A 4,182-nucleotide genomic window follows, 5' to 3' on the forward strand; every position below is an offset into this window, starting at 1 on the left:
GGCCGCGTCTCCGTCGCCGGCGTCGGCGCGTTCCCGCAGCTCGTCCTCGCGGCCCAGGGACGCGAGCAACTCGGCGAGACGCTTCCGCGGATCGGCGCTGCGCCTGCGAAAGAAGTGTCCGGCACGGTCCGCGAAGGCCCGGAATATTTCGGTGGCTTCCTCGGCGCAGCCGCTGCCGGCCAGCAGGTCGGCCATCCACAGGGCGGCGTCTGCGTTCCCTTCGTCGGCATGGGGACGCAGCACGGCGACGGCCTCGTCAAAGCGAGCCTGATCGGTCAGCAACTCGGCGAACTCCTGAGCCGCCGGCCAGCCCCCAGCGTCGGCCCGCGCGCGCAGGTCATCCTCGCGCAACTGCCGGCGAAGGATCTTGGCAAGTAGCTCGGCGGCGTAATCGTGGCCGGCATCGGCGCGCGCCTCCAGCTCGTTAACGCGCTCCTGGCTCGCAAGCAGTTCAACCCATCGGCGACCGGCGTGCCAGTCACCGGCCTCGGCCCGGGCTCGCAGCTCCTCGTCGTGACCCTGGCCGGCCAGAAGGTCGGCCAGGCGCAATCCGGCATAACCATGTCCCGCGTCGGCCCGCGCCCGCACCTCGTCGATGCGGCCCAGCGCGGTGAGCAGATCGACCAGTGCGGCGGCCGTCATCAGTTCGCCGGGATCGGCCTCCATGACGGGCCGGAGGACGGTAATCGCCTCGTCGAGCCGACCCTGCCGGGCGAGCAGCGTGGCCAACTGATGGGAGGCGGAGATGTCACCGTCCTTGGCCCGACGGTGTAGGTGGTGCTCGCGTACCGAGCGGCTCAGGTGGTCCTGCAGGATGACGTGCCGGAACTGCTGCCCGGAACCGGTCGAGCGCAGCACACCCCGATCGTGCGAGTCGGCCAGGAAGGAGCGCAGCCGCCACGGCAGCCAGCCCCGGACCGCGAGGCGGGCGTGGATCAGGCGGTATCGACACCAGATCCATCCGCCCGATACCAGCCCAGCGGTTCCTCCGCACAGGACGGCGACGACGAGCACGAAACGCCAGGGCGACGGCGAGCCGGCCAGCGCTCGGGCGGCCGAGAGCACCACGCTCCCGGTGACGATGTGTTGAAGCGCCGCTGCGGCCACACCCATCAGGTCGTCCCGCCGCCACCGGGCCGTCTGCAGCCTGGGCAGGACCGTCGCAACGGACCCGTAGAGCGCTCCGGCGATCAGCATGACCGGCCAGACCGCCCAATCGCCAGTGATCAGCATCGCGGCCAGAGCGCTGCCGGCGCCGTATCCGCCGATGATAACCGCGCGGTCCCGGCGACGGTGCGTCTCGTAGCCCATGCGACGCCACACCCGGCGCTGGGGCTTACGGCCGTGCGGCCACAGCGGCTGCAACCACCGCGAACCGGCGGTGGCGAAGGCAAGCACACCGGTGAACGCCGTCCAGAAAATGTGGAGCCCGAGGACGGCCGCGGATAGCCCGGCGACCACCCCGCCTACCGCCGCGACGGCGAGGTAAGTCAGCACCGCGGCCCGCCGCGGGCGCGCAGTAAGCAGGCCGGGCCCGATCTGCCACGGGTGCAGCTCCCGCGTGCCAACCTCGTAGAGGTGAAGGGCCAGGCAGCTCAGCCACCGTCGCGCGCGATTCGGATCGCGGTATCGCAGCCGCAGCCGGGCGGACACGTCGCCGAGGCCGGGCGGGACGTCGTAGGCGGCGCCGACGAACGCGTCCATCAAACGCCCGGCGACGGCTCGTCGCGTCGTCAGGGTGAGCAACTCGCCGGGGTCAGTGCCTGGTTTCCTGTAAGCCACCCGGGCCAGCGAGATCATCAGCGGCGTCGAAAAGGTCTCGGCCAGCGGGCCGGGGGCGCGAATGTGGTCGAACACCGGTTCCCAGCGGTGTCTCGCCGTCTCCGGTTGCGACAGGTATTCGATCGCCGCATCGGCGCGGACCGGTTCTAGCTTCACTACCGCGGCGCGGCCGAGGGCCGTCCCAGTCTCCCGGACAGCCTGCTCGTAATCCTGGCTCCGGGAGGTGACGACCAGCGGCCGGTCCGTTGACGCATACATGTCTAGGGCCTGCAGCGCCCGGCCGATCGCCGTCGGCGGCAGCTCGTCCAGCCCGTCGAGGACGGGCAGGATCCGTTGATGCTCCACCAGCCGGTCGGCGACGCGCCGCGGATCGCCGTACGGGGACAGGACGTCGGCATGCTCGCGGGCGAGACGACGCGCCAGGAACTCCTCCACCGGCTCAGCCGGATCCCAGACGCTTAAACTGAGCAGAACCGGCACGCGTCGATCGTCGCGCCGGTCGCGGATCAGTCCGAGGGTCAGAAGCATCGCGAAGACACTCTTGCCGGCGCCTGGAGCGCCTAGCACTATCAGCTGCCGGCGCGGCAACTCGCGGAAGGCCGAGACGATCTCGGGAAACGGGCCGTCCGCCGAGGGCCAACTCAGTGGGATCGGCGCCGACCTGGTCACGCCCAGGCGCGCGGCCTCGTTCGACCAGTTCCGCTCCAGCCGGTAGGCCAAGTCGTCGACAGCCTGGTCGTCCGTGCCCCTCCGCTCGGCCTTCGACTGGGCGCGCTGGATGCCGATCGACGCGATGACGAGCAGGGCCACGACCGCCCAGACGGAGGCCGTCCACCAATGCCACGAATCCGGCGGCCGGACGGTTCCGGTGGCGATGTTGCCAACGATGGCGAGGGCGATGGCCACCAGCAGCGCCGTCAGCGTCAAGGAGAGTCGCCTGGCCGGACGCTTTCTCATAACGCCTCGACTGTCTCAGATGCCCTCCGTCGGCGTCACCGGCCGAATGGATAGGGCGAGCGCCCGAGGAGGCACCGGGCTCGGCCAGGGCGCTGACGTACGCGAGCATCGTTGTGACGGCCCGACCATCGAAGTAACCGGCTCCGACCCCCAGGGCCAGCTCATCGCCCAGCTCGCCGGGCACCTGCCGGGCGGCGATTCAGAGGGCGGGCCGGAGTGTTAAGGTCCGTTTCTGGGCGAGGGTGAATACTCCGGGTACGCCACGGTCGTAGCCGGCCTGCGACAGGGCCAGGGCCAGCGAGACCACGTACCAGATCGTCGGGTGGTGCCACTGCGGGCTGTTCATCGCCGGCCGGGGCGGCAGGCCGTTGGCGTGGCGGTAGTCGACGTACTCCACCGGTGCCGGGCAGTGGCGCAGGTACTGCGTGCCGAGCTCGATCTGGCCGATGCGCGCCACCGTGCCGGAGGGCTCGATGACCAGGTGCGGCTCGTGCTCGCCGAGGTCGAAGTGGTCGGGCACCTGCCAGCCGAAGATCCGGATCGGATGGGGCGTCAGGTTCACCAGCACGACGACCTCCGCTTCAGTCGCCGCGGTGGTTGTCCACCTTCGCCGTGAGGATCATGTTCGTGGCGGTGTAGCCCAGCGCGCCCCAGCTCAGCGCGAGCATCAGCTGCTCGAACGGGTCGAAGCCCTTGACGATCCACACCCAGGCCGACGTCGCCGGCCAGGCCAGCGCGACGAACACCAGGGCGCACACAGAAAGCCGCAGCTTGCGGTCCGCCTGGGCCCACCGCCTACTGAACCGGCGCATCGGCCGCTCCCTTCACGCCGCGAGCTCCTCGCACAGCTGGGCGATGAGCCGCTGCTGGTAGCCCACCAGCGGTCGCAGCCGGGTCTCGCCGGCGGCCATCTGGCGCTCCAGCGATCGGGTCGACCGCTCCAGGCCCTGCAGGCGCCGCTCGATCGAGCCGGCGCGCCGATCGGCGTCGGCCTCCTCGGCGTCGCGGAAGCCGCGGCCGTACGGGAAGAGGATCGGGCCGAGCTCACCGTGCTCGCCGATGCCGACCCGCAGGCCCGTGAGCTTCTTGCCCGCGGTGCCGCCGGCCGCCCGATACAGCCGGTCCAGGTCCTCGCCGTTGAGCATCAGTCCCGGGTCGGCGCCCCGGAGGATCGGCAACACCGCACACCGGCACCTGTCGTGGATCGGCTTGAGCTCCTCGCGCTTGTAGACCCGGTCCGCGGCGACCACGCACAACCCGCACGGCGGTCCCCCACCACCGAGCTCCGGCTACAGGATCCGCCGATAACCGATGACCTGGTTCGGGTCGCTGCGCCGGATGACCGCCCGCTCCTGGGCCCGCTGGGCCAGGGAGACGTCCGTGTCGGCGACGCGCTCCACCCGCTCTGCGGCTTCCTCGCGCGCCTCGGACTCGGACGTTCCC

General features: G+C 71.0%; 4 protein-coding genes. All 4 read right to left on the minus strand.

Going from position 1 to position 4,182, the window contains the following annotated elements; genetic code table 11:
• A partial coding sequence (locus tag KBX53_RS24580) for an NACHT domain-containing NTPase (RefSeq protein ID WP_210861886.1) occupies nt 1–2,709 on the minus strand: 2,709 nt, incomplete at its 3' end.
• Between the two features lie 229 nt (nt 2,710–2,938).
• A complete protein-coding gene (locus KBX53_RS24585; protein ID WP_210861887.1) occupies nt 2,939–3,307 on the minus strand; it encodes a hypothetical protein in 369 nt (122 codons plus the stop codon).
• A 13-nt stretch (nt 3,308–3,320) separates the two neighbouring features.
• A complete protein-coding gene (locus KBX53_RS24590; protein ID WP_210861888.1) occupies nt 3,321–3,551 on the minus strand; it encodes a hypothetical protein in 231 nt (76 codons plus the stop codon).
• A gap of 12 nt (nt 3,552–3,563) precedes the next feature.
• A complete protein-coding gene (locus tag KBX53_RS24595) occupies nt 3,564–3,989 on the minus strand; it encodes a hypothetical protein (RefSeq protein WP_210861889.1) in 426 nt (141 codons plus the stop codon).
• Between the last annotated feature and the right edge of the window lie 193 nt (nt 3,990–4,182).

This window comes from Micromonospora sp. M51, from assembly GCF_018070305.1.
GTDB classification, from domain to species: domain Bacteria; phylum Actinomycetota; class Actinomycetes; order Mycobacteriales; family Micromonosporaceae; genus Micromonospora; species Micromonospora parva.